Source organism: Vibrio splendidus 12E03 (assembly GCF_000272105.2).
Taxonomy (GTDB): Bacteria; Pseudomonadota; Gammaproteobacteria; order Enterobacterales; family Vibrionaceae; genus Vibrio; species Vibrio splendidus_I.
This window is the reverse complement of sequence record NZ_AJZD02000207.1, coordinates 1-4,018: the sequence shown is the minus strand read 5'-3', so window position 1 is coordinate 4,018 and position 4,018 is coordinate 1. Positions and strand designations below refer to the sequence as shown.

At 44.0% G+C, this 4,018-nt stretch carries 3 protein-coding genes and 1 pseudogene; 3 read left to right on the top strand and 1 reads right to left on the bottom strand.

The window, feature by feature from the left end:
- Nucleotides 1-98 precede the first annotated feature (98 nt).
- The 3 genes and pseudogenes from A142_RS13840 to A142_RS13830 form a co-directional block, all read left to right on the top strand.
- Nucleotides 99-503, top strand: a pseudogene (locus A142_RS13840) (Lrp/AsnC family transcriptional regulator); the annotation flags it as partial.
- Between the two features lie 197 nt (nucleotides 504-700).
- Nucleotides 701-2,263, top strand: a complete 1,563-nt coding sequence (locus A142_RS13835) for a methyl-accepting chemotaxis protein (protein ID WP_019826245.1) — start codon at nucleotides 701-703, stop codon at nucleotides 2,261-2,263.
- A gap of 208 nt (nucleotides 2,264-2,471) precedes the next feature.
- Complete coding sequence (locus A142_RS13830) at nucleotides 2,472-3,086, top strand: hypothetical protein (RefSeq protein ID WP_019826243.1); 615 nt, start codon at nucleotides 2,472-2,474, stop codon at nucleotides 3,084-3,086.
- Between the two features lie 131 nt (nucleotides 3,087-3,217).
- Here the strand turns inward: A142_RS13830 and A142_RS13825 are convergent.
- Nucleotides 3,218-4,018: transketolase family protein (locus A142_RS13825; RefSeq protein ID WP_019826242.1), on the bottom strand; the 801-nt coding region annotated here is incomplete at its 5' end.

Genomic DNA, 4,018 nt, shown 5'->3' with positions numbered 1-4,018 from the left:
AACTGAGTCATTAGTAAATACCCATGCTCAAATTATTTTTACTCGAAATATCAATAATTAGAGTATTGAGAGTAATTTTCAGTGCTTTAATGATGTGAAATTTAACAATAGCAGAGCTGGTCGGGTTGTCACCGCCTGCTTGCTTAAAGCGAGTGAAACGATTGAGAGAGGAAGGCGTGATTGTGAGTGATGTGTCTATCATTAACCCAGAACTTACAGGCAGTAAGATGACTTTGGTTGTGTCCGTAGAAATGGAACGAGACCGAGGGGATATTTATCAGATCTTTCGCCATTCTATTTCTAAGGCGTCAGAGGTCACGCAGTGCTATCAGATATCGGGCAGTTTTGACTTCATGTTGATTGTCACGGTCAAAGACATTCAAGCCTACGAAGATTTTGTTGAACGAGTACTGCGCAAAGATTTAAACATTCGCAAGTTCCATACCTCTGTTTCTATGAGAACCGTGAAATTTACCACTGCAGTTAACTTAGATGAGTCATGACCGCTAATTTGAGAAGAGAAGAGAAGAGAAGAGAAGAGAAGAGAAGAGACGTGAAGCTTTGAGCTTTGTGAGGTGTCAGGCGTATTTTTGTATAAATAGCAGGCATTTACATAAAATGTGACGTTCACATTTTGTCATAACTTTAATAATTGTATATATTCCTCGCCTAAAACAATAATTAACAAAAGTTAATATAAATGACTGTCAGTTCATCTTCTCAATCTCGTGAAACGCTTCTAAGCGAAAACGAGCAACTTGTCTCGACTACCGACCTTAAAGGTGTGATTACTTACAGTAATGATGCTTTTTGTCGCATCGCAGAATACAGCCAACAAGAATTGCTAGGGCAACACCACAACATCGTGAGGCATAATGATATGCCGAAAGCGGCTTTTGCCGATATGTGGGTTAACCTAAAGCAGGGTAAAGCGTGGCGCGGTATCGTAAAAAATAAAACCCAATCTGGTGGTTACTACTGGGTTGATGCTTACGTTACCCCTATTTATGATGGCGGGAAGGTGAGTGGCTACCAATCGGTTCGTGTTAAGCCTAAAAACGAATGGGTACAAGTCGCGGATAAGGCTTACCAAAGCTTATTGAAGACTGAGAAGTCGGGGCGTCAATGGTCGTTACAGATCAGTGACAGTGTTCGTTACGCAGTGTTACTCGGTTCTTTAGCAGCCCCTTTGATTTCAAACCTAATCGAAGTAGGGCAAGTATCGCAATGGTTATTGAGCTTACTTCCTGTTTCCGCATTAGCATTGCTTTTCCGACAAGAGCTCATTGATACTCCATTGCAGTTAAAAAAGCTGCAGTCTAAATTCGATAGTGTCAGTCGCCTTGTCTATTCAGGCAATAGTCAGTTCTCTGTTGCCGATTTTCACTTAAAATTATTGTCTGCAAGAATCCGCACGGTACTAGGTCGCATGACAGACTCAGCCAAGCCACTACAGGATTTGGCGGACAACCTGAATGCCACGTCATTTGAAGTATCAGAAGCCTTAGACCAACAAACAAAAGACATCCTTCAAGTACGAGAGGCGACTGAAGAGGTTGAAGTAACCGCGAATGAGGTCTCTTCTCGTACAGAAGAAGCGCACCAGATTGTTGATGTGACTTTGCAAACCTGTGCTGGCGCTAAAGAGAGTATTAATCAAACCCATCGAAATTTAGAAAGCTTGGCTTCACAGGCTGAAAAGGCGACTCAAACGACTTACCAATTGAGCGACCAAGCGCAGAGCGTAAGCAAGATAATGGAAGAGATTGGTGGAATCGCCGAACAGACCAACTTGTTGGCACTGAACGCAGCAATTGAAGCGGCTAGAGCGGGCGAGCAAGGACGAGGCTTTGCGGTGGTTGCCGACGAAGTACGTGCGCTATCGGGTCGCACGTCAAAGGCGACGGTTCAGATCAAAGAGAGTATCGGCACCATGCTAGCGACGATTGAAGGCTGGCAAAAGGATATTCTGGCGAACCGAGAGCAAACGGACGCGTGTGGTGATGTGGCGAAGGTGAGTGCAGAGCGCTTGTCTGAAGTCGAAACCTTAATGCAATCGATGAACGATTTGATGCAGTCGGTTGAAAGCTCCGCGCATAAACAGCGTCAGTTATCGAGTGATGTAAACCTGCATATGCAGTCTATCGCGTCGACTGCCGAGCAAAACCTAGTGGCAACACATTCCGTGAAAGATCACTCCACTGAGCTAAAAGAGCAAGTGAATGAGTTTTATCACTTGGCGAAGCGCTTCGAAGAGAAATAACCGTTAAAGACAAGCTGAATGAGAGATAAGAGAAAGCCTTGCGAAATTTGCAGGGCTTTTTTATAAGTTAGTATTATCGGTTTGTAAATCTTTGAAACAAAAATAGAACACCGTTCAATTACCGTTGAGTTACACTTCTAACATCCTAATCAAATTTTGAGTTACCGAGATGCGCCCCCTTATTTTTACCGTTTTTTGTTTCAGTCTTATGAGTTTCCCAAGCTTGGCTTCAAAGGGTTCTCACTATCTCTATACGGGATATCAGAATACACGAGTCAGTGACGATGGCTTTCAAGATTACTTTGAAGGTTCTTACAATAACTCAGGCAGTAAGCAACTTTACGGCGGCTATTTCGGGGGGAATTATGCTGTAACGGATTCTCTGTTTGTTGGTTTCGACTCTTCGAAGACCACACGATCTTCAACGACTTTGTCCGATATGTCTATTCAATTGGGTTGGTACCAGTCGATCACTCAACAGGTTGAACTGTACGCTTCTGGAGGCGTTAACTGGGTGAAACCTAAGAGACGCTCTTCGTGCCGCAATGATAGCATTCTTGATCCATGTAACAGGGAAACCAATAAAAACTACGATGAAGGGTTTATCGGTGAAGTAGGCTCTGTGGTTTCGATTAACGAACGTTGGTCGCTACAACCGTTTTACAGTTATACAGATACCTATGAACATGGTTTAAATAGCTTGGGGGTTGTTAGTTCGGTTAAGATTATCTCATGGCTTGCCGTTGATGCAGGTTATGACTACACCTATAGCAAAAACCTAAAGCAAAACACCGTTAGAGTCGGTGCGCGGTTTAGCTTCTAGTCTTTAGTCTCTAACAGATAACAGATAACAGATAACAGATAACAGCCAACAGATACAAAAAAGCCCCGCATTTTTATACGGGGCTTTCAGTATGCATCAACCCATTTAAGGGTGAGGCAATTTAATCAAGACTAAGCAAGAATCTCTTTTGCTGTGTTTACTACGTTTTCAGTAGTGAAACCGAACATCTTGAATAGCTCACCCGCTGGTGCAGATTCGCCGAACGTTGTCATACCGATGATCTTGCCACCGAAACCAACGTACTTGTACCAGAAGTCAGCGATGCCAGCTTCTACAGCGATACGTGCAGTTACGTCAGATGGAAGTACAGATTCGCGGTATTCAGCGTCTTGCTTATCGAATGCGTCAGTTGCAGGCATAGAGACTACGCGTACTGCTTTACCTTCAGCTGTTAGTTGTGCTGCTGCTTCAACAGCAAGCTCAACTTCAGAACCTGTAGCAATGATGATTAGCTCTGGCTTACCAGCACAATCTTTCAGGATGTAACCACCCTTAGCGATATTAGCTACTTGCTCTGCGTTACGATCTTGTTGTGCAAGGTTTTGACGAGAGAAGATTAGAGATGAAGGACCATCTTTACGCTCAATAGCCAGTTTCCAAGCCACTGCAGATTCAACTTGGTCACATGGACGCCATGTGCTCATGTTTGGAGTCAGACGTAGAGAAGCGATTTGCTCAACCGGTTGGTGAGTAGGACCATCTTCGCCAAGACCGATAGAATCGTGCGTGTAAACTTGGATGTTCTGAACTTTCATCAGAGCAGCCATACGCATTGCGTTACGCGCGTATTCCATGAACATTAGGAACGTTGCGCCGTAGGGTACGAAACCACCGTGCAGAGCGATACCGTTCATGATAGCCGTCATACCGAATTCACGTACACCGTAGTGGATGTAGTTACCAGAGAAGTC